Origin of the sequence: Kitasatospora sp. NPDC088391, assembly GCF_044753345.1 — a bacterium.
Classification (GTDB): Bacteria; Actinomycetota; Actinomycetes; order Streptomycetales; family Streptomycetaceae; genus Kitasatospora.
On sequence record NZ_JBIVNB010000004.1, the window covers coordinates 676,117 to 699,870 of the forward strand.

The 23,754-nt window shown below is 77.5% G+C and carries 21 protein-coding genes; 5 read left to right on the plus strand and 16 right to left on the minus strand.

Translation table 11 applies throughout. The features are described 5' to 3' along the window. Positions 1 to 8 precede the first annotated feature (8 nt). Entirely contained in the window at positions 9 to 749 is a 741-nt protein-coding gene (locus ACIQBJ_RS16260) for a VOC family protein (protein ID WP_400709586.1), read from the minus strand. Positions 750 to 898: 149 nt separating this feature from the next. On the opposite strand from ACIQBJ_RS16260, the gene ACIQBJ_RS16265 reads away from it, so the two are divergent. Further along, positions 899 to 1,954 (plus strand): trypsin-like serine peptidase, encoded by a 1,056-nt coding sequence (locus tag ACIQBJ_RS16265; RefSeq protein WP_400709589.1) that lies wholly within the window; start codon positions 899 to 901, stop codon positions 1,952 to 1,954. A 57-nt stretch (positions 1,955 to 2,011) separates the two neighbouring features. Here the strand turns inward: ACIQBJ_RS16265 and ACIQBJ_RS16270 are convergent, their stop codons facing one another. The 9 genes from ACIQBJ_RS16270 to ACIQBJ_RS16310 all read right to left on the minus strand — a co-directional run bounded on the left by ACIQBJ_RS16270 (position 2,012) and on the right by ACIQBJ_RS16310 (position 14,786). After that, the gene (locus tag ACIQBJ_RS16270; protein WP_400709592.1) at positions 2,012 to 3,691 is read right to left on the minus strand and encodes a DUF6297 family protein; all 1,680 of its coding nucleotides are present in this window, start codon (positions 3,689 to 3,691) and stop codon (positions 2,012 to 2,014) included. Then, on the minus strand, positions 3,682 to 4,440 hold the full coding sequence (locus ACIQBJ_RS16275) for an ATP-binding cassette domain-containing protein (protein ID WP_400709595.1): 759 nt from the start codon (positions 4,438 to 4,440) through the stop codon (positions 3,682 to 3,684). Before ACIQBJ_RS16275 ends, ACIQBJ_RS16270 begins: the two co-directional genes overlap by 10 nt. A gap of 72 nt (positions 4,441 to 4,512) precedes the next feature. Continuing rightward, complete coding sequence (locus ACIQBJ_RS16280; RefSeq protein ID WP_400709598.1) at positions 4,513 to 5,553, minus strand: thiopeptide-type bacteriocin biosynthesis protein; 1,041 nt, start codon at positions 5,551 to 5,553, stop codon at positions 4,513 to 4,515. Next, a complete protein-coding gene (locus ACIQBJ_RS16285; protein WP_400709601.1) occupies positions 5,550 to 7,049 on the minus strand; it encodes a hypothetical protein in 1,500 nt (499 codons plus the stop codon). The genes ACIQBJ_RS16280 and ACIQBJ_RS16285 overlap by 4 nt, the downstream gene beginning before the upstream one ends. A gap of 62 nt (positions 7,050 to 7,111) precedes the next feature. After that, complete coding sequence (locus ACIQBJ_RS16290) at positions 7,112 to 9,139, minus strand: YcaO-like family protein (protein ID WP_400709604.1); 2,028 nt, start codon at positions 9,137 to 9,139, stop codon at positions 7,112 to 7,114. Beyond that, positions 9,136 to 10,710 carry a hypothetical protein gene (locus tag ACIQBJ_RS16295; RefSeq protein WP_400709607.1) on the minus strand — a complete coding sequence of 525 codons (1,575 nt, stop codon included), beginning with the start codon at positions 10,708 to 10,710 and terminating at the stop codon, positions 9,136 to 9,138. The genes ACIQBJ_RS16290 and ACIQBJ_RS16295 overlap by 4 nt, the downstream gene beginning before the upstream one ends. Position 10,711: 1 nt before the next feature. After that, entirely contained in the window at positions 10,712 to 11,776 is a 1,065-nt protein-coding gene (locus ACIQBJ_RS16300; RefSeq protein WP_400709610.1) for a hypothetical protein, read from the minus strand. 4 nt (positions 11,777 to 11,780) lie between these two features. Further along, positions 11,781 to 14,336, minus strand: coding sequence for a lantibiotic dehydratase (locus ACIQBJ_RS16305; protein ID WP_400709613.1), 2,556 nt, complete (start codon positions 14,334 to 14,336; stop codon positions 11,781 to 11,783). A gap of 282 nt (positions 14,337 to 14,618) precedes the next feature. Beyond that, positions 14,619 to 14,786 carry a thiazolylpeptide-type bacteriocin gene (locus ACIQBJ_RS16310; RefSeq protein WP_400709616.1) on the minus strand — a complete coding sequence of 56 codons (168 nt, stop codon included), beginning with the start codon at positions 14,784 to 14,786 and terminating at the stop codon, positions 14,619 to 14,621. A gap of 312 nt (positions 14,787 to 15,098) precedes the next feature. On the opposite strand from ACIQBJ_RS16310, the gene ACIQBJ_RS16315 reads away from it, so the two are divergent. Next, a complete protein-coding gene (locus ACIQBJ_RS16315; RefSeq protein ID WP_400709619.1) occupies positions 15,099 to 15,827 on the plus strand; it encodes a class I SAM-dependent methyltransferase in 729 nt (242 codons plus the stop codon). Between the two features lie 60 nt (positions 15,828 to 15,887). Here ACIQBJ_RS16315 and ACIQBJ_RS16320 read toward each other — a convergent pair whose 3' ends face one another. Continuing rightward, complete coding sequence (locus ACIQBJ_RS16320) at positions 15,888 to 16,349, minus strand: hypothetical protein (RefSeq protein WP_400709622.1); 462 nt, start codon at positions 16,347 to 16,349, stop codon at positions 15,888 to 15,890. Positions 16,350 to 16,611: 262 nt separating this feature from the next. Here ACIQBJ_RS16320 and ACIQBJ_RS16325 point away from each other — a divergent pair, with 262 nt between their 5' ends. Beyond that, positions 16,612 to 17,778: an FAD-dependent oxidoreductase gene (locus ACIQBJ_RS16325; protein ID WP_400709625.1), complete on the plus strand. Its 1,167-nt coding sequence runs from the start codon at positions 16,612 to 16,614 to the stop codon at positions 17,776 to 17,778. A 70-nt stretch (positions 17,779 to 17,848) separates the two neighbouring features. Here ACIQBJ_RS16325 and ACIQBJ_RS16330 read toward each other — a convergent pair whose 3' ends face one another. Continuing rightward, complete coding sequence (locus ACIQBJ_RS16330; protein WP_400709628.1) at positions 17,849 to 18,550, minus strand: TetR/AcrR family transcriptional regulator; 702 nt, start codon at positions 18,548 to 18,550, stop codon at positions 17,849 to 17,851. Between the two features lie 112 nt (positions 18,551 to 18,662). On the opposite strand from ACIQBJ_RS16330, the gene ACIQBJ_RS16335 reads away from it, so the two are divergent. Then, the gene (locus ACIQBJ_RS16335; protein ID WP_400709631.1) at positions 18,663 to 19,496 is read left to right on the plus strand and encodes a patatin-like phospholipase family protein; all 834 of its coding nucleotides are present in this window, start codon (positions 18,663 to 18,665) and stop codon (positions 19,494 to 19,496) included. A 48-nt stretch (positions 19,497 to 19,544) separates the two neighbouring features. Here the strand turns inward: ACIQBJ_RS16335 and ACIQBJ_RS16340 are convergent, their stop codons facing one another. The 4 genes from ACIQBJ_RS16340 to snpA form a co-directional block, all read right to left on the minus strand. Further along, positions 19,545 to 19,838, minus strand: a complete 294-nt coding sequence (locus tag ACIQBJ_RS16340; RefSeq protein WP_400709634.1) for a putative quinol monooxygenase — start codon at positions 19,836 to 19,838, stop codon at positions 19,545 to 19,547. Between the two features lie 157 nt (positions 19,839 to 19,995). Further along, positions 19,996 to 20,493 (minus strand): DUF402 domain-containing protein, encoded by a 498-nt coding sequence (locus ACIQBJ_RS16345; protein ID WP_400709637.1) that lies wholly within the window; start codon positions 20,491 to 20,493, stop codon positions 19,996 to 19,998. A 31-nt stretch (positions 20,494 to 20,524) separates the two neighbouring features. After that, entirely contained in the window at positions 20,525 to 21,220 is a 696-nt protein-coding gene (locus ACIQBJ_RS16350) for a transglycosylase SLT domain-containing protein (RefSeq protein ID WP_400709641.1), read from the minus strand. Positions 21,221 to 21,743: 523 nt separating this feature from the next. Beyond that, positions 21,744 to 22,397 (minus strand): snapalysin, encoded by a 654-nt coding sequence (gene snpA, locus ACIQBJ_RS16355; protein WP_400709644.1) that lies wholly within the window; start codon positions 22,395 to 22,397, stop codon positions 21,744 to 21,746. Positions 22,398 to 22,616: 219 nt separating this feature from the next. On the opposite strand from snpA, the gene ACIQBJ_RS16360 reads away from it, so the two are divergent. Beyond that, the gene (locus ACIQBJ_RS16360; protein ID WP_400709646.1) at positions 22,617 to 23,600 is read left to right on the plus strand and encodes a LysR family transcriptional regulator; all 984 of its coding nucleotides are present in this window, start codon (positions 22,617 to 22,619) and stop codon (positions 23,598 to 23,600) included. The last annotated feature ends 154 nt before the right edge of the window (positions 23,601 to 23,754 follow it).

A 23,754-nucleotide genomic window follows, 5' to 3' on the forward strand; every position in this document is an offset into this window, starting at 1 on the left:
ACGGCTTCTCAGGCGGGGGAGAGGAGGCAGAACTCGTTGCCCTCCGGGTCCGCCAGCACCGTCCAGGAGATCGCCGAGGCGTCGAAAGCCGGATCGGTGGCGCCCAGCGCCCGCAGCCGGTCCGCCTCCGCCCCGTGGTCGTCGCCCGGATAGGGGCGGACGTCCAGGTGCATCCGGTTCCAGCCGCCCTTCGGCTCCGGGACGCGGACGAACTCCAGGTACGGGCCCACCTCCCGGGCCGAGCGCAGCACGGCGCGCTCCGCCGAGACCTCGTGCACCGTCCAGTCCGTGGCCGCCCCCCAGAACCGGGCCATCCCGCGCGGATCGGCGCAGTCCACCACCACCGCCGCCACCGGCCCGGTGCCCGGCCGGTCCGGCCGCGGCTCCAGCACGCAGAACTCGTTGCCCTCCGGGTCCGCCAGCACCGTCCACGGCACCCCGTCGCCCTGGCCCACGTCCACCGGCCGCGCCCCCGACTCCAGCAGCCGCGCCGTCAGCTCCGCCCGGTGCTCCGCCGAGACGGTCGCCAGGTGCAGGTGCACCCGGTTCTTGCCCGTCTTGGGCTCCGGCCGGGCCACCAGGTCGATGCAGACCGCCGACGGATCGGGGTACGAGAACCCCACCGGCTCCAGATTGGTCACCCCCGGAGCCTCCTGCTCCACCCCCCAGCCCAGCGCCCGCGCCCAGAACCGCCCCAGCGCCTCGTCGTCGCGCGCCTTCATGTTGACCTGCACCAGTCGTGTCGCCATGGCCCCGATCCTACGTACCCGTCCCGCCCGTCCCGACGGCAGGTCACCGGCCCGGGCCCGGGCGGCCGTTACGAGACCCTGACCCGTCCGACGGGCGGGCGAGACCCGATCCACACGTGGCCCTGACACGGCCCGCCTACGTTCGGGCCATGCCCAACACACCCGCCTCCCGAGCAACCCGCACGAACCGCGCGGCCGCCGCCGCGTCCGCCCTGCTGCTGGGCGCGACCGCCGCCGCGCTGCTGCCGCCCGCCGCCGCGGCCGCCGCGCCCGCCACCAGCACCCGCGCCGGGGCCACCACCGCCGCCGAGCGCGAACGCGTCGAGACCTACTGGACCCCCGACCGGATGCGGCTGGCCGGGGCCATGGTCCCCGAGATCACCCCGATCCCCCCGGACGACACCACCCCCGACGACCCCCGCCCGCTGCCCGCCGACACCCCCGACCCCGGCGCCGTCTGGACCTACGGCGGCGCCGTCGAACGGAGCGTCGGCCGCCTGTTCTTCACCTTCTCCGACGGCTACGACGGCAGCTGCACCGCGACGGTCGTCACCGCCGCCAACCGCTCCACCCTGCTCACCGCCGCGCACTGCCTGCGCGGCGTCGGCCCCTCCGGCGCCGACGACACCTGGCACCACAACGTGTACTTCGTCCCCGGCTACCGCAACGGCGCCAAGCCGCTCGGCGGCTTCAGCGCCGCCGCCCTGGCCACCTCCACCGCCTGGGACGCCGACCCCGGCACCACCACCTCCGAGGACGTCGCCGAGGCCGGCCACGACACCGGCGTGGCCGTGCTCAACCGCGCCCCCGACGGGCGCCGCGCCGCGGACGTGACGGGCAGCCAGCGGATCGCCTTCACCCGCCCCGCCGAGGGCGAGTCCGTGCACACCTTCGGCTACCCGGCGTCCCGGCTCAACAACCCCGCCGACAAGTACGCCGGCTCCCGCCTGATCCACTGCGCCGGCCCCGACCGGCCCAGCCCCGTCGCGCCCCCGCTGTGGGGCACCACCTGCGACATGTCCCACGGCGCCAGCGGCGGCCCGCACTTCGTCGACTTCGACCCCCGCACCGGCACCGGCACCGTCATCGGCGTCACCACCACCACCGACGACCTCGCCGGCGGCCTCCCCGGCACCCTCTACGCCACCCGCCTCACCACCGGCGCCCACCACCTCTACGACTGGGCCCGCACCCGCCCGGCCTGACCCCGCCCGCCCCGCCCCGCCCCGGACCCGACGCTCCGTCGGGCCCGGGACGGGCCCTCAGGTCCCGGCCGGGGCGGGGGCGGGGCGGGAGAGGCGCCAGGTGGCGAGGGCGGTGGTGAGGAGGGCGGTGAGGGCGAACCGGAGGAGGGCCGGGGCGGTGAGGGTCGGGGTGACGGCGGCGTGCCAGAGGAACGGGGCGGCGACCGCGAGGGCGGTCAGGGCCGGGGCGGCGTACCAGAGGACGAAGGGGAGGGCGCCGTACCAGTCGGCGCTGACGGACATCAGGTCGTACCTGAGCGGGCCCCGGTAGGCGCCCAGCAGGGCCGCGCCGACCAGGGCCGGGGCGCCCGCCGTGAACTGGAGCAGGACGGCCGACAGCACGGGGGAGGGGACGGGCAGCAGCAGTGCGGCGGCACCCGTCGCGGTCGCGCCCAGGACGGCCAGCAGCACCGTCGGCACCAGTAGGTGGGAGCGGGCGACCGTCGCGGGGGAGAACGGCAGCAGCCCCGTGCGGGTCGGCCGGTCGGTCTCCTCCCGGGCCGGCTCCACCAGGGCGGACGCCGCCAGGTACGGCCCCAGGCTGAGCAGGCAGCCCAGCCAGGCGGCGGCCACCGGCGCCGGGTGCGCGTGCGCCGCCCAGAGCCGGGCCGCGTGCAGCAGCAGCACCGAGCCGAAGGCCCACCCCGCCGCGGCCGCCACCCGGCCCGGGCGGCGCAGCAGCGCCGTCGCGTCCCGCCAGCACAGCACCAGCAGCCGGTTCCCCGGCACCGGCAGCCGCAGCCGCCCCGGACCGGTCCGCCGGGCCCGGGCGGCGGCCTGCGCGACCAGCGCGACCTGCCGGAATTCCAGCAGCAGCAGCCCCGCCCGGGCCCGCCCCGCCGCCCGGGAGCGGACCGCCAGGTCGGCGGTCGGCAGCACGGCCAGCGAGCGGTCCGCCGCGACCAGCGCGCACCCGGCGGCGGCCAGCAGCCCGGCCGCCGCCGCCCACCGGCCCGGGCCGAAGCCGCCCGCCGTCCCGCCGAGCGCCCACCCCGCCCAGCCCCACGGCCCGGAGGCCGCCAGCACGGCGGTGGCCACCCGGCCGCCCCCCGTCCCGAGCGCCCCCAACTGCGCGAGACCCGCCAGCGCCAGCACGGACGAGCCGACCCGGACGGCCCGGGCCCAGCGCGGCGACCCCTCGGCGAGCACCCCGACGGCCGTGGCCGCCCAGGCTGCCACCAGGCCGATCGCCATGGCGAGCGCGATCCCGGCCGGACCGGGCCGCCCGCCCGCCGCGGCCAGCGCCCCGCCCAGCGCGCCCAGCACCGCCCCGCCCGCCCCGGTGGCGGCCAGCGCCCCCCGCAGCGCGGGACGCAGCAGCCGGCGGCGGTCCACCGGCAGCGGCAGCAGCCAGCCCAGGTCCGGCGCGGGCAGCACCACCGGGCCCAGCCAGAGCGACAGCCGCAGCAGCCCGGCCGCGCCGAGCGTGCCCAGGCCGACCAGCAGCCCCGGCAGCCGACCGCCGCCGGACACCGGCAGCGACCCCGCCAGCGCGGACAGCGTGTCCACCGACCCGGCCAGCAGCGCCAACGCCACCGCGGCCGCGACCAGCCCGGTCCACACCCGCAGCGAACGCCCGCCCGCGGCCCCGGCCGCCCGGCGGGCCCGGAGCCGGCGGGCCTCCTCGACCGCGTCCCGGGCCGCCGCGGCGTCCGGCACCGGGGCGTCCGGCACGGTCCGACGGGTCGTCAGCGCCACGGCGTGGCCCCCCGTTCCAGCACCTCGGCGGTCGGGCCGTGGTCGACCACCCGCCCGCCCTCCAGCACCATCACCCGGTCGGCGACCCGGCCGAGCAGCTCCTCGTCGTGGACGGCCATCACGATCGCCGTCCCCTCGGCCCGGCAGCGCAGCAGGGCCTCCGCCAGCCGCCCGCGGGCACCGGTGTCGAGCCGCTGCTCGGGCTCGTCGAGCAGCAGCAGCCGGGCCGGGCGGACCAGGACGGCGCCCAGCAGCAGGAGTTGGCGCTGCCCGGCGGAGAGGGTGTCCGGAAAGGCGTCCGCCCGGTGGCGCAGGCCCAGCGCGTCCAGCAGCCGGTCGCAGCGGGCCGCCGCGTCCGGGCCCGGCCCGTGCGCGGCGGCGACCATCCGCAGGTGCTCGGCCACGGTCAGGTCGGGGAAGCAGTCGGTGTCGTCGAGGAACACGCCGACCCGCTGCCGGAATTCGAGCTCGTGCTCCCGCACCGGTCGGCCGTCCAGCAGCACGGAGCCCCGGTCCGGGAGATGGCGCCCGGCCAGCGTCCTCAGCAGGGTGGACTTGCCGGAGCCGTTCACGCCGACCAGCCCCAGGCAGCCGCCGGCCGGGAGCTCCAGCGCCGGCAGGGCGAGCAACTGCCGCCCGCCCACGCCCACTTCGACGTCCTCGGCGGTCAGTACGGCCGGTCCGGCCCCGGGCGGTGGCGGTGGTGGCGGCTGTGCCGGTGACGGTGTGCGGCGGCGGTCTTTCCCCATGCGTGGTCCCCTGGTGTGTCCGGTGCGTCGTTCACGGTGTGCGGCGGCGTGTTCTGTCGACACGTCCATATGTCAGCGCGTCGGTGCGTCGGTGCGGCCCCCCGGTGCGAGGTCCGCCCCGCGCAGCGCGCGCAGTGCGGTGATCAGCATGTACTCGTCGTGCACCAGGATGCCAAGCCGGTTGAGCGTCATGTGCGTCTGGGAGACGGCCAGGCCCTCCCGGGTGAGCGGGCCCGGGCCGGCGGGCGGGTGCGGGCACAGCGAGTCGACGGCCGCGGCGGACCAGGCGCCGACGGCCGACCCGCGGGCGGCGAGCCGCTCCACCGAGACCCCGCCCCGCCCGGTCAGGGCTGCCGCGAGCCGGGCCGCGGTCCGTTCGGCGGCCGCGGTGTCGAAGACCGGCGGCGTCACCGACCCGGCCCAGCGGCGCCAGTACGCGGCGTACCGGGCCAGTTGGGCGTCCAGGTCGCCGCCCGAGCGGGCGACGCCGTCGGCCAGCTTGGCGATCGCCTCCAGCCCGACCAGCCTCCGCCGCAGCTCGTCCGGGGCGGCCCGGGCCACCCGGACCGCCAGGTCGCTGGAGTGCTCGAACACCGCCTCGGCGGCGTCCAGTGCCGCGCCGGAGCCGTAACGCCCGTACTCCGGAAGGTACTCGGCCGGATGCACGCCCGGCGCCCGCACGGTACCCGCCAGCGCCGGGTCCACCGAGGGATCGGCCCGGCCGCTGGCCCGCGCCAGCCGGGAGATCCGCCCCAGGTAGGCGGCGACGGACGCCGGATCGTCCGGCGCGGCGGCCAGACCGGCGAAGGACGCGCGCACGGCGGCGTCGAGCACGTCCGGCGCGCACCGCCCGGTCGGCCGCAGCCGCAGCCGCAGGTGCGGGCCGCCCTCCCAGTACCGGATGAAGAACCAGCGGTCGACCGCCCCGTCCGCGCGCAGCGCCGCGACCAGCTCCGCCAGCGGACCGGCGACCAGGCCGTCGATCCGGCCGGCCGCCGCGAAGGGCACGTGCAGGTGCCAGGACAGCCAGCCGCCCGCACCGGGCCGGGGCGCCCGCACCGCGTCCGCCGCGTTCGCCGCCCGCGCCGTGCTCACCACGTTCACCGTGCTCACCGCGCACCCCCGGACGCGCCGGAGCGGTGGAACCGGAGGTCGATCGCCGGCTCGGTGAACCGGTTGCGCCCGCACGCGACCTGGTAGATCGGCACCAGGGTGTCGGGAGCGCCGATCCCGGCGGCCACCGTCCCCGCGTGGAAGCTGCGCAGCGGACGGGCGAACAGCCCGGCGGCCGCGGCCCCCATGCAGATCCGCTGGGCGAGCCAGCCGACGGCCGCCAGCGTCCCCGGGAACGCCGCCCCGGCCGCCGGCGCCTCCCCGTCGGACACCCCGGCAGCCGTGGCCGTGGCCCCAGCCGTAGCCGTAGCCGTAGCCGCAGCCGTGTCGGACGGCCCGACCGCCCGCAGGGCGTCGACGGCCAGCACCCACACCAGGTTCGACCCGGCCAGGTCGTAGGCCAGCCCCGCGGTCGGGGCCGAGTCCAGCACGAGGCCGCCGCGCAGCGCGTCCAGGCCGCCGACCCGGCGCAGGGCGGCGGGCCCCGCGGCCGCCGCCTCCGGGCCGAGCGGGGCCTCGTACAGGCCGTCGGGCAGACCCGTGACGGCGCGCACCGCGCAGAAGACGCGCACCGCAGGCATCCACCGCGCGAGGAACCCGCTGCCCGCCGGCCCCCGGGCGGCCTCGCCGAGGACGGCCGCCAGCGCCTCCGGCGGGAGCACGCCGTGCCGGGCGGTGAACCCGTAGAAGCCGCCCGGGGCCCGGCCGCTGTTGCGCCGCCAGCCGACCTCGGCCCAACTCCCCTCCTCTGCGGTGCAGTTGCCCTGGTCGGCTTCGGCCGGACCGGCCTCGGCGGGCACCAGCCGGAAGCCCGGCAGCACCGGTCCGGTCCGTCGGGCCGGCCAGTCGGTCCAGTCGCCCGTCGCCGGGCCCGCGACCGTGAGCGGCAGCCCCAGCGCCCGGCCGGTGTCGGCCAGCGCCGCCAGCACGTGGCCGGTCTCCAGGCCCGCCAGCACCGGGCGCAGGTCGCCGTAGAAGTCCGGCAGCGCCGCCAGCGCCGACGCCGTCTCCAGCGCGGCCGGGCCGCCCCGGCCGTCCAGTCGGACCAGGGAGTCCAGCTCCGGCACCACCAGGTGCCGCCCGGAACCGTCCGAAACCGCCACCCGCACCGGGAACTTGGAGCGCGGCGACGGGTAGAGCCGGTGCTCCGCATAGGGGTTGACGATCTCGTGGCGCAGCGGGGACGCCACCGTCGCCGCCAGCTCGGCCGGGCCGACCCCCGGCACGGCCGGACCGGACTCCGGCCAGCGCCGCCCCGCCAGCCGCTCCCAGGCCGGCCGCAGCGGCTGCCGGGGCAACTCCCGGCAGGCGGAGGCCAGTTCGAGTCGCACCCGCTGCCGGTACGGCCGGGCCTGCGGGTCGTACCGGGACGGGTCCTCGGGCAGCGCGGAGAGGCGGCCCGCGAGCTCCAGGGCGGCCCGCCGCCGCTCCTCGGGGCGCGGCGGGACGGTGGGCGCGGGCTGGGAAAGGGTCTGCGGGGCCGGGCTGTTGGGCATCGCTTCTTCCGAACGTCGGGACGGGAGGGAGGGGAGGGACGGTGGGACGGCGCTCCGGCGGCTCACGGGAACGGGTGCACGGTCAGGCGGTCGGCGAGCGGGCCCTCCTCGACCCCGGCGACCGCGGCGGCCAGCCGGGGCAGCCCGAGGACGCGCTGGTGCGCGAAGCCGAAGCACATCGGCACCGCGCCCGGCACGATCGCCCGCACCGCGTGCAGGCCCACCCGGACGTGCTCCCAACCGCCCTGGTCGACCACCAGCACCTCCGGCATCCCCGCCGCGCGCAGCAACTCCCGCAGACCGTACGCGAGTTCGCCCAGACCGCCGACCGGCTGCCCGGCCGGGGCGGCGGCCGGCCGCCGCCCCCAGACGCAGTCGGCGAACACCTCGGACAGCGGCCGCGCCCCACCCGACAGGAACGGCTCGAACACCGGCGCCGCCTCCGGCACCGAGTACCAGCGGACGTGGTCGGCCAGGGTCGAGACCCGCCAGGGATCGGCGCGCAGCCGCCGAGCCGCCCCGTCGTCCCGGGCCACCAGCCGCCCCAGCACCAGCGGGGCCAGCTCCGTCAGCGCGCCGCGCACCGCCCGGACCGGATCGGGGTGCGCCCCGGCCGCGGTGAGGCTGAACCGGCCCGGCGACCGCGGGTCGAAGGCCAGCGCCCAGACCACCGGCACCGGGACGCCGCCGTCGACCCGCAGCAGGTGCACCCGGTAGCCGGCCTGCCGCATCCGGGCGTGCAGCTGACGGCTCAACGGATCGGTGACGGACCGCCAGTCGATCCGCGGCAGCGGCGCGCCCCGCCACCAGGACATCAGGAAGGCGTCCCGCTCGATCACCTCCAGCAGCGCGTGGATCACGGCCTCGTCCCGGGACGACCCCAGGGCGCAGCCGTTCGAGGACTCGAAGAGCACCCGGCCCCAGCGCAGCCCCGCCCCCGGACGCGGGGTGACGTGGTACGACGCCGCCTCGACCGGCACCAGCACCCGGCGGCCGTCCTCCCACGAGGCGGCCTCCGCCCAGAGCAGCTCCGCGTCGGGCGTGAACGGGTCCACCCGGCAGGACGGGTGCGCCAACTGCTCGGCGCTCAACCGGCCCAGCCGGCGCGGGTCCAGGGCCAGGCCGCCCAGCTCGGCGTAGGACGCCCGGACCGGCTCCCGGGCCAGCACCGCCTCCGAACCGGCCCGCTCCAGCCGCTCCAGGATCGCCGTCCGGGCCGCCCCGGCCACCTGCCGCCCGCGCCCGAACCCGGCCGTCTCGGCGTGCTCGCCGGAACGCGAGTGCAGCGCCGCGACCAGCGCGCCCGGGGAGTCCGCGACCTGCTGCAGCCCCAGCACCGGCCCGTACCGGGCGTCCACGCAGTGCTCGGTCAGCCGGTCCAGCCCGGTGGTGTCCGCCGCCACCGGCCGCAGGTCCTCGTCCAGCAGGACGGGCGGGACGCTGCCGACCGCCGGGTCGCCCAGGGGCGGGGCCCCGCAGGACGGGCACCCGGTGACCCTGCGGACGCGCTGCACCGCGGCACCGGTCCGGGTGACCACCAGCACCTCGCCGCCGCCCGGCGTCCAGTGCGCCAACACGTCCGCCGCGCGGTGCAGTTGCTCGACGGCCCCCGCCAGTAGCCCGCCGGCGGCCCGCAGCCGGGCCGAGCCCGGCGGCACCGCCCGGCCGCGCAACTGGGCGGTCGCCGCGCACAGCGGACAGCCGTCCGGGCCACCGGCCGACCAGCGCGGCCCCACCTCGACCTCACCGGGCCACACCCGGACCGGCAACAGCGCCTCGCCCGCCTCGGCACACCGCCGCAGCACCGCCGACTCGGCCTCCGGACGATGCCCCGCGAACACGGCGAGCCGGGCACCGACCCGGACCGCCACCGCCCGCAGGCGCTCCGCCAACTCGGCCGGAATCCCGGCGACTCCGTCCACCCCGTCCACCCCGTCCACTGCGGCCGCTCCGTCCGCTTCCACCGGGTCGGCCGCGTCGGGCAGTCCGACGGCGCCCACCGGCCCGCCGTCGCGGTGGCGCGGACGGTCCGTCAACTCGGCCGACATACCGGTGACTTCACCGGCCTCGGGCAGCCCGACGGCGCTCACCGGCCCGCCCCCGCCGTCTCGGTGCCGCCGATCCCGGCGACCTGGGCGTACCCGACCACCGGGTCCGGCCGGTCCCGGAACAGGTCCGGGCCGGGCGGCGCGGCCAGCAGCGGCAGCCCGTCCAGGGTGGGCAGCCCGTCCGACCCGCCGCGTTCGGCGAGGGCGTGCAGGACGCCGGTGTCGACCGTCTCGATCAGCACCCCGTCCGTCCCCCCGCCCCCGAACCGCAGCACCGCGCCGGTGCCGTCGCCGTCTTCGCGGGCCGCCCCGAACCGGCGGCCCAGGGTCTCCACCGCGAGCGCCCGGCCCAGGGCGCGCTCCAGCGCGTCCGACCCGTCCACGCCCCAGGCGGCGGTCCGCAGCCCGGCGCGGTCCAGCTCGGCCAACCGCAGCCCGCCGTGCGCGGGGTGGACCCGCCAGGAGACCGGCCCCGGCGCGTCGACCGCCCGGGCCAGCTCCGCCGCCGGACCCGGCAGCGGGCCGGTGGACCAGTCCGGTCCGGCGGCCCGGCGGAATTCGGCCGTGGCGGCCCGCAGCCGCAGGTCGGCCAACGCCGCCCGCTCGGTCGGCCCGCTCCCGCGATCCGCCCGCCCGGCCCGGACGGCGCCGCACAGCGCGTCCGTCCCGGCCTGCTCGTGGGACAGGCCCCAGCCCGCGACGGGGGAGGACCCGTACCGGCCGCTCGCCCGGGACAGCGAGACGGGCAACTGCTCCCAGTCGTCCGGGGTGTCCAGGCGCAGCACGCCGACCAGCTCGTCGGCGGCCGGGTGGTCGGGGTCGAGCGCGGCCCGCGCCGTCGTGCCCGGGTGCCGCTCCGCGGCGGGATCGCCCAGCGGCACCACCCGCCAGCCGACCACGTCCGCGTCCACCACCCGTACCCGGGGCCGGTCCTCGGTGCCGGTGAGCAGCGCGAACAGGCAGTCCGCGGCCAGCCCGGCGGCCAGCAGCCGGGCCGTGTCGCCGACCTCGCCCGGACGGTCCAGCCGCTCGCGCAGCTCCCGCCCCGGCGCCCCGCCGGGCAGCACCCACCACCGGCTCCCGGCGGCGTGCAGCTCGACCTCGACCCGGTCGCCCTCCGGCCGCTCGGCCAGCAGGACCAGCGGCCGCTCCGCGGTGCCGCCCGGCTCGACGCCGGGCGCGATCCCGCGCCGCCGCAGCGCCGCCGCGCAGGCCGCCGCCAGCGGCGCGTCGCCCCGCACGGTCACCCGGGCCCCGGTCAGGGCCCGGGCGGCCCGCTCCGGGTCCGGGGCGTGCCCCCGCAGGAAGGTCCGGGCGTCGGCCGGCAGCGCGTCCCCCGCCGATTCGCCGGGCACCTCCACCACCGCCCGGCGGCGGCCCAGCTGGTCGAGGACCTGGCGGCAGACGGCCTCGGCCGACGGGCCGCCGGCCACCGCCAGCAGCCCCTCCACCGTGGTGGGCTCCTCCAGCGCGGCCAGCCAGCCCAGCACCGGCGGCACCAGGGCGGGCGGCAGCCTGAGGGCGAAGGACTCGAACGGGGACTGGACGAAGACCCCGGTGGGAACGGCACCGAAGACGACGCTCGGACGCAGCACGACGGACGTGGCAGACATATCAGACGGTCCTCCGGACGAGGCGCTGCTGCCAGCTCTCGCCGAGGAACTCGTCCACGGCGCAGGCCAGCAGGTGGCAGCAGAGGTAACGGGTGGTGGGACGGACATCGAGCAGCGGCAGGGACTCGTACAGCCAGTTGACCAGGACCCGGTACTCCCGGAACCCCTCGGGCGGGGCGTCCCAGAAACCGGCCCGACGCAGCGTCAGATGGAACTCGCTCGCCGCGTCCGGCTCCGGACCCGCCCCGTGCTGCGGCCGGGGCAGGTCGCGCTGTCGCGGTGCGGTGAGCAGCCGGACGTCCGCCGCGTGCCCGGCCGTCCGCAGCGCGGCGTACGTCCGCGCGGCCGGCCCGTGGCCGGGCAGCGCGGCGGGGGACTCCAGGCCGGTGGCGACCAGCCGGAGCAGCCCGGCGCGGTGCTGCCGGTACGCCCGGTCGAAGTGCTCCCGCACCTGCTCGCCGTCGGGCCGCCCCGCGAGGAACGCCTCGGCGTGCGAGCGCAGCGACAGCGAACCCAGGCGCAGCCCGCCGGGGTAGACCGCCGCCGTCGCCGCGAGCAGCCCCGTCACGAGGCCGTCGACCCCGCCCGGGACGGCGCCCGACGCGGCGTCAGTGTCCGCACCGGGGGCGGGGGACAGCGCCGCGCGCAGCACGCCCGCCAGCTCCGTGCGGTAGGTCCGGCGCGGGGCGGCCAGCGGGCCGTCGTCCGGGACCTGCTCCACCTCGACGGTGCCGTGCGGCTCCGGCCGCGGCCGGAACCCGGCGCCGCCCTCCAGGGCGCGGTTGCGCTCGGCGGCGGCGGCGTACTCGGCCCCGCTCCAGGTCGGCGCGGGGCGCGCGGCCACGGCCGCGGCCAGCCGCCGGGACAGGCCGTCGACGACGCCCCGGTCCAGGCCGGGACCGGCCAGGTGCAGCGCCAGGTGCGAACCGCCGTCCCAGCCCCGGGTGCAGAACGCGACCGGCAGGGCGTGCGCCGCCCCGACCTCGCCGAGCAGCGGCAGCACCGTCCCGCTCAACAGCCCGAGCTTGCTCGGGTGGTAGTCGTAAACACGTACGACAGTGATCACGGTGTCATCCGATCCGGTCGAATTCGTACAGGTACTCCGCGGTGCGCCGCCCCGGGACCGGCAGCGGCAGGCACTCCTCCAGCACGGTCCGGTCCAGGTCGGCGGCCGACCTCGCCAGCGCGGCCAGGCTCGACGGGCTCGCCAGGTCCAGGTACCGGGGCTTGCCCCGCACCGCCGCCGGACCGGCCGTCCAGTCCGGCAGCGCCGACCGGCCCACCTGCTGCCAGGGCGGCACCGACTTGCCGAACGTCCGGCGCGGCAGCCCCCACCGGTCCGCGAACCCCAGCAGCCGGTGCAGCCGCTCCCGCTCCTCGCCCGCCGGCAGCAGCTCCGCGAGCGACGGCAGGTACCAGCGCGCCCGCTGCAGCACCACGCCCCCGTAGCCGATCCGCGGCACCGCCACCACCTCCTCCGCCCCCGCCCGCTCCCGGTGCAGCCGCTCCCGGTACAGCCGGTCCAGGCCGCCCGAGACCTCGCCGCCGCCCTGCAGCCAGAGCGCGATCCGGGTCGGCGCGGGCAGCAGGTCCCAGCGGGTGGAGGTGAGCACGAACGGCGTCCGGCCCTCCGGCGTCCCCAGCCGCAGCCCGCCCCCGGCACCGGTGTCGGCCAGCACCAGCCGGCCCCAGTCCGCCGGGGCGAACGCGCGGTCGAGCAGCTGCGGGTGCACCCCGGTGTTCAGCCCGTGCGCGCAGCGGTCCTCCGCGTACCGGTCGCCGAGCACGGCCCGCAGCCGCGCCGAGGTCCGCTCCAGCGCCGCCCCGCCGGCCCGGGCGTCCGGCCCGAGGAACCGGGCCAGATGGGTGCCGAACCCGGCGAACACCGCGTTGCAGACCAGGAGTCCGCCCGCCGGCTGGAGCATCGCGCCGAACGAGGCCGGGCCGTCCGGCAGGAGCGGCGCGACCAGCTCCGACCAGGCCCGGACGGCCGCGTCGGGCAGGTCCAGCACACCGCCGGGCGGCACCGCGGCCAGCAGGTCCGCGACCTCGCCGAGGATGCGCCCCCGGACGGACCACAGCCGCCCGAACCCGGCGTCCACCAGCGGATCGCCGACGCTCCGGCCCTGCCCCGCCGCCACCGCCGCGGCCGGCGCCTCCTCGGCCAACGCCTCGGCGTGGTCCGCCAACCGGACCTCGCCGCCGCGCCGCCGGACGGCCGCCCGCAGCCCCAGTCGCATGTCCGCCTTCAGGTCGAACACCGCCAGGAACCCCAGCAGCCGGGCCAGCTCCGCCAGCCGCTCCGGCGCCACCGGCACCGGCGCGTCCGTCCGCACCACGGTGTCCTCGTACACCTGCAGCGGGAGCGGCGCGTGCACCTGCAACCCGGCGTGCCGGGACCGCAGTTCGGCCAGCAGCCCCGGCCGCGCCGCCGCCCCCTCCACCGCCAGCCGGTCCACCAGCCCCGCGACGGCCCGCACCTCCCGGGCCACCCGGGCCCCGGCCCCGCCCCGGGCATTGCCCTCGCCCTCGGCAAGGCTCGCGCCCTCGGCCTCGATCGCGGCGGCCAGCTCCGGCAGGAAGCGCTCTTCGGCGTCCGGCACCGGCAGGGCCGGCAGCAGCAGGCCGATCTCCAGGCAGGAGCGGACCACCCGCTCCGCGTCCGCGGCGGAACAGCCCAGCTCGACGGCCAGCCGACCGGCCAGCTCCACCCGCCCGGGCACGTCGAAGCGGACCAGTCGGACCACCGCGGTCAGCGGCGGCTGCCGACGGACCGTCACCCGCCGCCGCCCGGCCGCCGTGAAACTCAGGAACGCCACCTCCGCCGGTCCGGCCGCCGCGAGCGGGGCCAGCCGCACGTGCCGGGGCGGGCGGCCGGTCCGCCGCAGCTCGGCGGCCAGCGCCGACTCCGCGATCGACACGTAACTGCCGCGCTGCACCTCGACGCTGCGGCTCAGCTCCAGCCCGGGCCGCACCACCGGGCCGTCCAGGTCGTACCCCACCGGCCCCGGCCCGACCGGCCGCAGCGCCACACCCGTGAACTGCGAACGCGGACTGGTGCGCAGCATCGCGCGGTACGCGTACGAGAACAACTGGTGCTCGGACTTGCGGTCCTGCCGGTCCCAACCGCCCCGGTGCCGCAGGAAGCGGTCCCGGGCCCGGTCCAGGTCGGCGCTCACCAGGGCGAGCGACGCGGCGAACTCCTCGCGCCCGCACACCTCGGCCAGCCCCGCCCGCTCCGCCTCCCGCAGCGCGTCCTGACCGTCCGCCAGATCGTCCAGCAGCCACTGGTAGTCGCGCGCGGCCCGGTGCCACCCGCCCACCGCCGCCGGCCCGGCCGGCGCCTCGGCGAGCGGGGTGAACGGCTTGCCGCGCACCCGCCGCCGCAGCCGGACGTGCTCCCCGGCCCGGGCGGGCTCCAGCCGCGCCAGCTCGTGCAGCGCGTCGGCGGCCGTCGCCGCGCTCTCCAGCACCGCGCCCCGGGCGGCCCCGAGCCGCTCCCACGCCGCTGCGGCGGCGGGCGGCAGGAAGTCGGAGAACGGGACGGGATTGATGCGCGTAACCGACTCGCCCGCGACCGCGAAGCGCGCGACCGGATGTCCGGCGGATTCATTTTCGATGTCCACGGAAATCTCCGGTCGTTCGGTCGGTCGAATTTCATCGGAATACGTGGGATTTCGGTGGGGGCGGGTCGCGGATCTCCGGCGACCGGCCCCGGTTCTTTTCGGAAAAGTCGGGCGGCCGGGTTCCGGGGGAGCGGGTCCTGCTGCGCCCCCGAAGCCCGGCCTCGGCGCCCTGTTGGCGCCCGGTCGGCATTCGGCCGATGTCCGGCCGATGTCCGGCCGGGTCCGCCCGATGCCTGACCGTCGCCCCGTCCGTGCCCGATCAGGGCCGGACCGCGGGACGGATCAGCTGCTGGAGCTGCAGCAGGAGCAGCTCAGGGCGCAGCAGGAAGCGCCGTCCGAGGCGCCCATGGCGGGCAGGCCCACGGTGTCCGGCAGGTCGACGGCCTCGATCTCGTCGATGGCGAAGTCGCTGAAGTCGAGGGCCTCGACGGCGGTGATCTCGGTGGACATGGGTGTATCCCCCTTCTCTGTTCATCTTCGACAAGGGGGTGGAATTCCGAAGTGTTTTTCACTTCCCGGTGCTTCCGGCACTCGGCCCCCGCCGAACTGATGTCGTCATCATGCTCATACGTAAGCGAAGGTGTCAACGATCTTGCACGGCGTCGAACTCGAGTTCCGCTCGAGCCGTCCGGAAAGCAGAATTCCGAGTACGGGGACGGACTGTCGAAATGCCCGGGCCGCCCCGAAATCCGGCGCCGTGCCGCGGTGCCGCAGTGCTGCCGCGCCAGTGTCGGGAGTCCCGGGCCGGGTAGGTTCGGGAACATGTCGATCCCCGCACTGTCCTTCGGCGCCGCCGCCCGCCTGTACGACTCGATCCGGCCCGACTACCCGGCGGAGGCGCTCTCCTGGGCCCTCGGCCCCGCGCCGCTGCGCGTCCTGGACCTGGGAGCGGGTACCGGCCTGCTGACCAGCGTCCTGCGCGCCGCCGGGCACGAGGTGGTCGCCGTCGAACCCGACGGGCAGATGCGCGCCGTGGCCGCCGAACGCCACCCGGGCACCCGGGTGCTCGCCGGCAGCGCCGAGGACATCCCGCTGCCGGACGGCTCCGTCGACGCCGTCGTGGTCGGACAGGCGTACCACTGGTTCGCCCCGCGGAACGCGCTGCCGCAGATCCACCGGGTGCTGCGCGAGGACGGCGTGCTCGCCGCCCTGTGGAACGTCCGCGACGAGCGCACCCCCTGGGTGGCCGCCCTCTCCGCCATCGTCGGCAGCGAGGGCTACGGCCTGGAGGACGCCTGGCCGTACGGGCCGGTCGCCCCGTGGTTCACCGCCCCCGAACGCGGCCTGGCCGAACACACCGTGACCGTCCCGACGGACCGCCTGGCCGACCTGGTCCGCTCCCGCTCCCGCTACCTCACCGCCGACCCCGCCGAACAGGCCCGACTGGACCGGGAGACCACCGAACTGGCCACCACCGACCCCGCACTGACCGGCCGCGACACTGTCGAGATGCCCTACCGCACCTGCACCTACCGGATGCGGAGGACCTGACCCCCAGCGGCACCCGTCGCGCCGGAGCGCCGATCGCCGACCGCGGTGCGGGCCGGGGCGTCAGAGGTCGGTCGCGGCGCGGGCCTGGACGGTGAGGAGGCGCAGCGAGTCGGCCTCGGCGGCCGCGCGCAGGTCGAACGGCCCGGTGAACGGCCCGGTGATCAGGAGCAGGGCGCCGTGGTCGCGGACCCGCCGCCGCCACTCGCGGTCGGCGGCCACCGGACCGTCGAACCACAGCTCCCCGGCCGGGCGGCGAACCGTCAGCCGACGGCCCGTCAGGACGGCCGACCAGCCCGGCGCCGGACCGTCGCCACCACCGCCCCCGGCGGGGAAGGAGCCGCGGTCGACCCAGCCCTCCGCCGCCAGGACGTCCCGCCCCGGGGCGGCCGGGGCGACCAGGACCGGCCGACGGCCCATCAACTCCGGCCACGGCCACGGCCACGGCCAGGCGCACGGCCCCGCCCCCGCCGGTGCGCCGTCCGCGCCGCTCGCGCTGTCCGTCCTGCCCACGATGGCTTCCACACCGGCCCTCTTCCCCCGCCCCGGTGCTCCCACCCGGCCTCGGGCGGGACAACCCCGCCGATGAGGAAACCCCCGCCCCCGCCCTGCTGCCGGGGCGGCGGCCGGGCGGCGCTCGCATGACGCACCGTCAGTTCCCTTCCCTCCGAAGCCCGGTGCGAAGAAGAACGCCCCGCGCGTTCCCGCCGTCCGCCGCCGCCCGGGCGGACGGTTCTGCCAGGATGGAACCGTCGAAGACGGCGCGGACACGACAAGGAGGCGGCCGATGGCACGGATCGTGGTGGTCGGCGGAGGAATCGCCGGGACGGCAACCGCCCTGGCACTGCACAAGGCCGGCCACGAGCCGGTCGTCCACGAGGCGCACCCCGAGACCGGCGAGGACATCGGCGCGTTCATGACCCTGGCCAGCAACGGCATGCGCGCCCTCGCCGGATTCGACGCCGCGGCCGCGGTGGCCCGGGCGGGCTTCGACGTCACCCGCATGAACGTCCTCGACGAGACCGGGACGGAACTCGCCGCCGTCCCCCTCGGCGAGGCCGACCACCCCCTGACCCGCTACCGCTGCCTGCGCCGCGCCGAACTCGCCACCGTCCTGCGCGCCGAGACCGCCCGGCGCGGCATCGCCCTGCGGCACGCCGCCCGGCTCACCGGCGTCACCGAGACCGCCGACGCGATCACCGCGCACTTCGCCGACGGCAGCACCGCCACCGGCGACCTCCTGGTCGGCGCCGACGGCCTGCGCTCCACCGTGCGGACCTGGCTCGACCCCGACGCCGCCCCGGCCTACGCGGGCCAGCGCGTCTTCTACGGCTACAGCACCGCCGCCCCGCCGCCCGCCGCCGCACCCGCGCTGATCACCATGGTCCGCGGCAGCCAGGCCGCCTTCGGCCACCTGGTCTCGCCCGAGGGCCACACCTACTGGTTCGCCCGCGTCCCCGGCCCGCCCGTCACCGTCGAGGAACGCACCCGCACCACCCCGGCCCGGTGGCGCGCCGAACTCACCGCCCTGCTGCGCCCGGACCGCACCCCCTGCGCCGACATCGTCGCCGGGACGGGCGACGACCTGATGGTGACCAACGCCCTCCACCTCCGGGCCGGCACCCGCTGGCGCACCCGCCGCGCGATCCTGGTCGGCGACGCCGCCCACGCCGCCTCCCCGGCCACCGGCCAGGGCGCCTCGATGGCCCTGGAGGACGCCCTCGTCCTCGCCAAGGCCCTGCGCGACACCCCCGCCACCGAGGACGCCCTCGCCCGCTACGAACACCACCGCCGCCCCCGCACCGAACAGAACATGGCCGCCAGCGCCCGCCTCACCGCCGGCCGCCCCCCGACCACCGGCACCACCCACCCGCCCCGCGACTCCGAACGCCCCCCGACCCACCCCGACAAGGCCCTGCTCCGCCTCCTCGACTGGGAGACCCCGCTGCCCTGAACCCGGCTCCACCCTGGGGAAGCCGGCTCCGCAGGGGGCGGGGTCCACTTCGCCGCGCACCGAGCCCCCGTCAAGTCCCCGCCGGACCCCCGGGTCGGGTCGGCGCGGCGCGGTGCGGGCCCAGGCGGTGCAGGACGGCGTCGAACTGCTCGGGGCGCAGGGCGGGGGAGGGCAGCGCACCGTGCCCGGGGGAGGCGCGGAAGCCGTCGAGGAGCAGGGCCAGCGGGCGGCGCCAGGCCCCGGGACCGGCGGCCCCGGCCAGGGCGGGGACGGTGCGGCCGAGGGCGGCGAGGGCGAGCAGGACGTCCTCGGGCGTGAGGTCGGGGCGGACGCTGCCGTGCTCCCGGCCGCGGGCCAGCAGCAGTTCGACGGTCCGCCGGTTGTGCGCGTGGACGGCCTCCAGGGTCCGGCTGTCCGGGAGGTGGGCGGTCATCAGGTCGTTGCTGCCCCGGTCGGCGGCGAGCCCCGCGAAGACGTGCTCCAGGTAGCCGACCAGGCCCTCCCACGGGTCCGGGGCGCTGCGGGCCCGCTCGCCGGCCGCCGAGGTCGCGGCCAGCAGGTCGCCGAAGACCGCGTCGACCAGCGCCGCCCGGGTGGGGAAGTGGCGGTACAGGGTGGCGTTGCCGACGCCCGCGCGACGGGCGACCACGTCGAACGGGGCGTCCAGGCCCTGCTCGGCGAAGGTCCGCCGGGCCGCCTCGACCAGGCGCTCCCGGTTGCGCCGGGCGTCCCGCCGCCCGGGCGGCGGTGCGGTGTCGTTCGCGTCGGTCATGCCGGCCTCCAGAGAAGCGGGGAGCGGTCCCCGGTACGGGTGGTATCGTCCCACGGAAGCAAAGCGGGGAGCACTCCCCGCTTGCCGGTCCGGCAGGTCGGAGAGGAACCCCGTGGACGACACCGCACTGGTCCTGGGCGGCGGCGGGCCCGTCGGCGGTGCCTGGACGCTCGGCGTGCTGGCCGGCCTCGCCGAGGCCGGCGTCGACCCGGCCGCGGCCGGAACCGTCATCGGCACCTCCGCCGGAGCCGTCCACGGCACCCGGCTCGCCTGCGGCGAGGACGCCCGCACCCTGTACGAACGTCAACTCGCGGGCCTCGACGGGGTGGAGATGGACGTCACCCTCGCCCGGACGGCCCGGTTCCTGTGGGCGGCCCTGCCGACCCGCGACCCCGAACGCTCGATCCGGCGCCTCGGACGGGCCGCCCTCACCGCCCGCCCCGCCCCCGGCCCGGGCCTGCACGACACCGTGCGCACCCTGCTCGGCGGCCACACCGCCTGGCCGGACCGCCCCCTGTGGATCACCGCCGTCGAAGCCGCCACCGGGCGGGTCGAGGCGTTCCACGCCGGCACCGGGATCGACCTCGTCGACGCGGTCGCCGCCAGCTGCGCCGTTCCGCTGCTCTGGCCCCCGGCCACCGCCCTGGGCCGCCGGTGGATCGACGGCGGAACCCGCTCCACCGGCAACCTCCAGCTGGCCGCCGGCCACCGCCGGGTCCTCGCGGTCACCCCCGTCCCCGCCGCCGTCGGCCCGCACCCCGACGCCCGGCAGCAGGCCGCCGCACTCCGCGCGGCCGGCACCCCCACCACCCTGGTCGTCCCGGACGCCGAGGCCCGCCGCGCGATGGGCCGCGACCTCACCGCCGACGCCCGCCGCCCGGCCGCGGCCCGGGCCGGCCACCGCCAGGGCAGGGCCGCGGCCGCCGCCCTCACCGGCCGCCGGTGACACCCGCGGCCGCACCGGACCCGGGGGCGCTCAGGCCCCCCCGGGGCGTCACTCCGCGGCAGTGAACACGTGCTCGGCGGGCGGCCCGACCAGCAGGCCCGGCCCGGCCGCCAGCGCCGCGGTCAGGTGCGGGCTCGACAGGTGCGCCTCGAACGCGGCCCGGTCCTCCCACTCCTCGAACACCAGCCACGCGCTCGGGTCCTCCGGGTGGACGTACGCCTGGTAGCTCAGGTTGCCCGGCTCGGCCCGCGACGGCCCGACCAGCGACAGCGCCTGCGCGCGGACCTTCTCCTCGGCGCCGGGCGCGGCCTTGAGCAGGGCGATCGCGGTGACCTTGGACATGACGGGGCGCTCCGTTCGACGATGACGTGCCGGGACGGCCGCAGTCTACGTTCACGCACCACCCGCCACAAAGCGCCGCCGTCCTTGCCCCGCAAGGGAGTTGAGCCCCCGTCGGACCGGAGCCGCGCGGGCGCCCGGGGCGCGGGGCGACGAGGCGTCAGCCGAACAGTTCCCAGTCCTGCGGGAGCTCGGCGGTGAGGAGTTCCGCGACCTCGGCGGGCGGGAAGTCCGGCCAGCTCCGGACCGCCTCGTGCCGGCGGTTGAGCCGGCGGTCGAGGAAGCGCTGCACCCGCCGCAGCCCGTCGGCGGCCTGCTCCGGAGCGAGGCGCCCGTCCGCGAGGGCGTCGGCGTAGTCGTCCAGGTCGAGCAGGCGGTAGGGGTGGTCCGGGGGACCGACGACGACGTCGATCCACAGGTCCCGGGTCCGCAGCAGGTCGCGGCCGTCCCACTCCAGGGACACCAGGTCGCAGTACCACCAGCCGCGCTGCTGCGGGGGGAAGGCCACCGGCTGGTTGATCTGCAGGTGCTCGGCGAGCAGCACGAAGGTGCGCTGCACGTGGTCGACGCCGTCCAGGCGGAAGCCCCAGTCGTAGGCGACGACGTCCCCCTGCCGGACGCCCGCCGCCCGCAGCGCGCCGTTGTGCAGGACGGTCACCCGCCGCTCCGGAGCCACGGATCGCCCGGCGTCAGTACGAGTGGTGGACCTGCCAGTAGGACCAGGCGCCGCAGGGGCTGCCGTAGCGGCCGTTCATGTAGTTCAGGCCCCACTTGATCTGGGTGGCGGGGTTGGTGCGCCAGTCCGCGCCGGCCGAGGCCATCTTGGAGCCCGGGAAGGCCTGGACCAGGCCGTACGCGCCGGAGGGGTTCATGGCCGTGTAGTTCCAGCCGCTCTCGCGCTTGACGATCTGGCTGAAGCACTGGAACTGGTCGGCGTCGCCGATGATCTGCAGCGCCATGTCCTGGACCGAGCCGGGGCTGATCGTGGCCAGGGTGCTGCGGGCGGAGGCCCGGTTGGCCTCCTCCTTGGCACGCTTGTCCGCGTCCGCCTTGGCGGCCTTGTCCGCATCCGCCTTGGCGGCCTTCTCGGCGTCGGCCTTGGCCTGCGCGTCCGCGGCGGCCTTCTGCCGGGCGGCCTCGTCGGCGGCCTTCTTCGCCGCGGCGTCGGCGGAGACCTGCTGGGCGTCGGCCTGGCGGCCGATGCCGTCGCTGACGTTCTGGACGTGCGCGCCGGTGGGGGCGTCGGCGAGCAGGGTCGCGCTCGCGACGTCGGCCGTGGTGACGGCCTGACCCTCATTCCCGGAGGCGGCGCCCACCACGGCACCGACGGCGGTCACCGCGGTGGCGGAGGCGACAGCGACTCCCCGGACCGAGATCCGAGTCACATGGTTTCCTTCCGGCGTCGCCCGGCCTGTGACCGTACGGGCGCGTATCTGCCCCGGAACACTGGCCTCCGTCGAACACTGGTCACCGGAGGCGCGGGCTCGGCCGCCGGTCCGGACGGGCCGGATGAAGGCGGTGGAGCCGTACGCGGGGCCTGACAGGACCCTCACGATGCCGCACGCGGGCGTGTCTACGCAATTCCCTCCGCCGTGGCAGATCTCACAGACCTCCCCGCCCGCGCCCCTCCCGGACGACCGGCCGGGACACCGTCAGTTCCCCCCGCCGCCAAGGGAACTGACGGGTACGCGGCCGCTGACCGGCCCGGACGGTTCAGCGCGCGACGTCCGCCGCGACGTCCGCCGCGGCGCCGAACGACGCCGCCGCCCTCACCTGTCCCGGAAACCCCGTCAGCTCCACGGCGGGCGAGGCGGGGGAGTCCGGACCGAGCGCCCCCGACGGGAAGCGGACCGGGCCCGACCCGCGCCCCGGGAGGGCGGGTCGGGCCCGGTCGGGCCGGACGGGGGATCAGCCGACGAGGGCGAGGCCGTTCCGCCAGAGGCTGTTGACCCGGCTGCGCTCGGTGCTGTTCGGGTTCGGGTTGGTGCACGAGGTGCCGGGGCCGCCGCCGGACATCAGCTCGCTGCACGGGCCGGAGTAGTGGTCGGGCAGGCCCAGCACGTGGCCGGTCTCGTGGGCGACGACGCGCAGCGAGCTGTACTGCCGGTTCTGCGCGTAGTCCAGGAAGATGTAGCCGCCGCCGTGGCCGTCGGTGGAGGCGTAGGAGCCGCGCGAGTCGTTGCCCTCGTAGTAGCGGAAGTCCGCGTTGGTGCCGGAGCGGAGCTGGACGTTGGTGACCGAGGAGTTCCAGATCTGCGCGCTCTGGGCGATGGTCGTGCGGAAGGTCGGCGCGTTGGTGGTGTCGTAGGTGACGGTGACGGCCAGCAGGTAGGGGTTGGCGGCCTGCTTGGCCCGGGCCGACTTCATCACGGCCTCGTAGAACGCCTTGTTGTTGGCGTCCTCGGAGGAGTTGGCGGCGATGCCCGGGGACGGGGTGTAGCCCTGGGCGGTGGTCGCCGTCCCCGCCGTGGCGGTGGTGGCCGCGGAGGCCGGCACGGCGGCGGTGCCGACCGCGAGGACGATCCCGAGGGCGGCGGCGAGCACGGTCATGGAGCGGTTCATGGGGGACTCCATTCGCGGGGCCCCGGGGCCGTGGGGGGCCGTCCGGGGCGCGGTGACAGGTGGTGTTGCACCGAGCTTGGGGGCAGGCCGGGCGGGGCGCGGAGATGCCAACCGGCGATAGCTCCGGGCAATACCCCTGCGCGGCAAGCGAGTTGACGCCCCATGGACATCTCTTGACATGCCCTTGGCAGACAAGGGGCGCCTGGCTATGCTCCCGTGATGGAGCTCGACGTCCGACACCTCCGGGTGCTGTGCGCCATCGCGGACACCGGCAGCGTCCGGAAGGCCGCCCGTCGGCTCGGCATGACCCAGCCGACGCTGACCACCCAACTGCACCGCATCGAACGGACCATCGGCGGACGGCTGTTCACCCGCGAACGGACCGGCAGCCGCCCCACCGCCCTCGGCCACTCCGTGCTCTCCCGCGCCCGACCCGTGATCACCGAGATGGACGCCCTGGTCGCCGCCGCCCGCGCCGAGGCCGCCGGACCGGGCCGCCGCCGACTGCGGATCGGCAGCGTCGGCAGCCGCGCCGTCGCGGCCTGGCTGCGCCGCGTCCACGACCGGCTCCCGGAGACCGACACCACCATCCACATCGACATCTCGGCGATCGCGCTGCTCCACCTGGTCGCCGCCGAACAGCTCGACATCGCCTTCGTCCACGAGAGCGAGGGCTTCCCCCTGCACGTCCCCGCCGGCACCGGACAACGCGTCCTGGTCGCCCGCGAACCCCAGTTCGTCGCCCTCGCCGCCACCCACCCCGCCGCCGACCGGACGGTCGTCAGCCTCGCCGACCTCGCCCACGACACCTGGATGGTCGACCCGACCGCCGACCACGAGTACGCCGCCCTGCGCCGGGTCTTCGCCGAAGCCGGACTCGACCCCCGCGTCGTCCAGGTCCGCGACAACGCCACCGCCGCCGAACTCGTCGCCTCCGGCGAAGCCGTCCGCCCCTGCCAACCCACCTCGCCCCCCGGCCCCGGCACCGTCCTGCGCCCCGTCCACGGCGACCCCCTCGCCGTCCGCCTCCTCCTCACCTGGCGCCCCGACACCATCCCCGCCCCGGCCCTCGACGGCCTCTGGACCGACCTCCGCCACACCTACCTCGACCTCGCCGCCGGCAACCCCGCCTACCGCGCCTGGCTGCGCCGCCACAACCGCTCCCTGCACTCCCTCCTCACCCCGCCGGGCGCCCCGCCCTGACCCCCCGTCACCTTCCGCCCGGAACCCCTCCGGAGAACCCCGTTCCGAGGGGCGTCGCACTGCCCCGCCACCCCCACCACGGGGCTCCTGGGGACGCGGGAAAAAATCTTTCCGACGCGCTGTCACATCCGCGGCCCGGGCGGGGTCAGCGGAG

Bases quoted from the DNA above. Each gene is read 5' to 3' on its own strand.
- ACIQBJ_RS16260 (WP_400709586.1), bottom strand. From the start codon at position 749: ATGGCGACACGACTGGTGCAGGTCAACATGAAGGCGCGCGACGACGAG.
- ACIQBJ_RS16265 (WP_400709589.1), top strand. From the start codon at position 899: ATGCCCAACACACCCGCCTCCCGAGCAACCCGCACGAACCGCGCGGCC.
- ACIQBJ_RS16275 (WP_400709595.1), bottom strand. From the start codon at position 4,440: ATGGGGAAAGACCGCCGCCGCACACCGTCACCGGCACAGCCGCCACCA.
- ACIQBJ_RS16285 (WP_400709601.1), bottom strand. From the start codon at position 7,049: ATGCCCAACAGCCCGGCCCCGCAGACCCTTTCCCAGCCCGCGCCCACC.
- ACIQBJ_RS16295 (WP_400709607.1), bottom strand. From the start codon at position 10,710: ATGTCTGCCACGTCCGTCGTGCTGCGTCCGAGCGTCGTCTTCGGTGCC.
- ACIQBJ_RS16310 (WP_400709616.1), bottom strand. From the start codon at position 14,786: ATGTCCACCGAGATCACCGCCGTCGAGGCCCTCGACTTCAGCGACTTC.
- ACIQBJ_RS16315 (WP_400709619.1), top strand. From the start codon at position 15,099: ATGTCGATCCCCGCACTGTCCTTCGGCGCCGCCGCCCGCCTGTACGAC.
- ACIQBJ_RS16325 (WP_400709625.1), top strand. From the start codon at position 16,612: ATGGCACGGATCGTGGTGGTCGGCGGAGGAATCGCCGGGACGGCAACC.
- ACIQBJ_RS16330 (WP_400709628.1), bottom strand. From the start codon at position 18,550: ATGACCGACGCGAACGACACCGCACCGCCGCCCGGGCGGCGGGACGCC.
- ACIQBJ_RS16340 (WP_400709634.1), bottom strand. From the start codon at position 19,838: ATGTCCAAGGTCACCGCGATCGCCCTGCTCAAGGCCGCGCCCGGCGCC.
- snpA (WP_400709644.1), bottom strand. From the start codon at position 22,397: ATGAACCGCTCCATGACCGTGCTCGCCGCCGCCCTCGGGATCGTCCTC.
- ACIQBJ_RS16360 (WP_400709646.1), top strand. From the start codon at position 22,617: ATGGAGCTCGACGTCCGACACCTCCGGGTGCTGTGCGCCATCGCGGAC.